Consider the following 2,267-nt stretch of genomic DNA (forward strand, 5'->3'; position numbering starts at 1 on the left):
TGCTGTCGCCGTCGGCGTCGGTCAGGGTGTAGGTGAAGGTCTCGGTGCCGTTGCCGCCGGCGTGCAAGGCCTTGAAGTCAGCGTCGCCGGGATTGAGGGTGTAGGTGTAGGTGCCATTGGCGTTGAGCACCAGGGTGCCGTATGTACCGGTGAAAGTGCCGGGGGTGATCGGGCCGCTGTTGGCGCCGGTCGCGACGCGATCGGCGCCTTGCACGTCATTGCCCAGGACGTTGCCTTCGAGGGTGAGCAGGGTTTCCGAGGCAGTATTGAGGTTGTGGTCATCGATCGCCTGGGGCACGTCGTCGACGATGTTGATCTCGATGGTGCTGGTGACGATGTTGCCCAGGCCGTCAGTGGCCTGGTAGGTGAAGCTTTCGTGCAGGGTATTGGCGCCGTCGTCCGCGTGCGGCGTGGTGCTGGCCGGTGAGGTCAGGGTGTAGGTGTAGCTGCCGTCCGGGTGCAGCAGCAACTGGCCGTAGGTGCCGATGGCATTGCTGACCAGGCTGTAGGTGATGGCGCCGCTGCCGCCGTGCACCGCGCCGACCAGGGTGCCGCTGGCGGTTTCGCCGGTATTGCCAGGCTGGCTGCCGATCACGCTGCCGGGGGCAAGGTCCTGGCCATCCTGGTTCAGGTCGAGGGCTTTTTCGAAGACGGTCACGTCCTGGTCACTGGCCGCGACCAGGCAGCTGTTGTGCACGTCGATGGTGACGGTGGTGGTGCCTTCGTCACCGTCGGCATCGCGCAGGGTGTAGGTGAACACATCGCTCGCACCCGGGCCGCTCACCGCGTTCGGGTAGCTGTGGTACAGCGCGTTGCCTGCCGCATCCAGGGTCAGGTAACCGTAGGTGCCGTTGATCTGGGTGTTCAGGCCGCCGTGCACCGGGGTCGAGGTGTCGGAGCCTGCGCGCACACCGACCACGCCACCGCCAGCGAACTGGCCATCGGCACCCACGTTGTCGTTCCAGATCACGTTGCCGCCGATATAGCCGCCCTCGCCCACCGAGGCGATGTCCGGGATAGCGGTTGGCACGTCATCGACGATGTTGATCACGATAGTGCTGGTGACCACATTACCAAGGCCATCGACGGCCTGGTAGGTGAAGCTTTCGTGCAGGGTGTTGGCGCCGTCGTTGGCTTGCGGTGCGGTGCTGGCTGGCGAAGTCAGGGTGTAGGTGTAGCTGCCGTCCGGGTTCAGCAGCAGCTGGCCGTAGGTGCCGATGGCATTGCTGAGCAGGCTGTAGGTGATGGCGCCGCTGCCGCCGTGAACTGCACCGACCAGTGTGCCGCTGGCGGTTTCACCGGTGTTGTATGGCTGGCTGCCGGTCACGCTGCCGGGCGCCAGGTCCTGACCGTCCTGGTACGGGTCCAGGGCTTTTTCATACACGGTCACGTCGTGATCGCTGGCCGCGACCAGGCAGCTGTTGTGCACGTCGATGGTCACCGTGGTGGTGCTTTCGTCACCGTCGGCATCGCGCAAGGTGTAGGTGAACACATCGCTCGCGCCCGGCGCGCTCACCGAGTTCGGGTAGCTGTGGTACACGGCGTTGCCCGACGCATCCAGGGTCAGGTAACCATAGGTGCCGTTGATCTGGCTGTTCAGGCCGCCATGCACCGGGGTCGAGGTGTCGGAGCCGGCACGCACGCCGACCACGCCACCGCCGGAGCCATCGGAACCGCCGATATCGTTTACCAGCACGTTGCCGGTGACGGTGCCGCCCTCGGCCACCGAAGTCGCATCGGGCTTGGCGGTCGGCAGGTCGTCGACCACCTTGACGTTGATTTCGCCGCGCGCCTCGCTGCCGTCGGCATCGATGGCGATGACTTCAAAGTTCTCGGTGATGCTGTTGGCGCCGTCGGCGTTGGGATGGGTTTCGGTGTAGTTGAGGGTGTAGCTGTAGCTCACGACCCCTGTGGCCGGGTCGAAGCCGGTGATGGTCAGTGTGCTGCCTATCCAGGTGCTGCCCGAGATCGGCAAGCCCTGCACCACGCCACCGCTGATAATCTGGACGCCGGAAATGCTCAGGCTCTGCAGGCCGTCCGGGGCGTTCACGGTAAAGGTCCCGTGCTGGGTCAGCGCCGGGGCGTCGGGGTCGCTGCCGTAGGTGAGGTTTTTCTCGTAGACGGTCAGTTCGCCACCTGCGACGTCCAGGCCGCCGAGGGTCACCCCGTCGTCGTTGTTGTGCACGTTCAGCACCAGGTTGGCGGTGCTGCTGTCGCCGTCGGCGTCGGTCAGGGTGTAGGTGAAGGTCTCGGTGCCGTTGCCGCCG

1 protein-coding gene is annotated in these 2,267 nt (G+C 65.4%); it reads right to left on the reverse strand.

The window, feature by feature from the left end; all coding sequences use genetic code 11:
• A partial coding sequence (locus SOP85_RS30875) for an Ig-like domain-containing protein (RefSeq protein ID WP_323629387.1) occupies positions 1-2,267 on the reverse strand: 2,267 nt, incomplete at both ends.

The sequence above is a fragment of the Pseudomonas sp. YuFO20 genome, assembly GCF_035064975.1.
Classification (GTDB): domain Bacteria; phylum Pseudomonadota; class Gammaproteobacteria; order Pseudomonadales; family Pseudomonadaceae; genus Aquipseudomonas; species Aquipseudomonas putida_AE.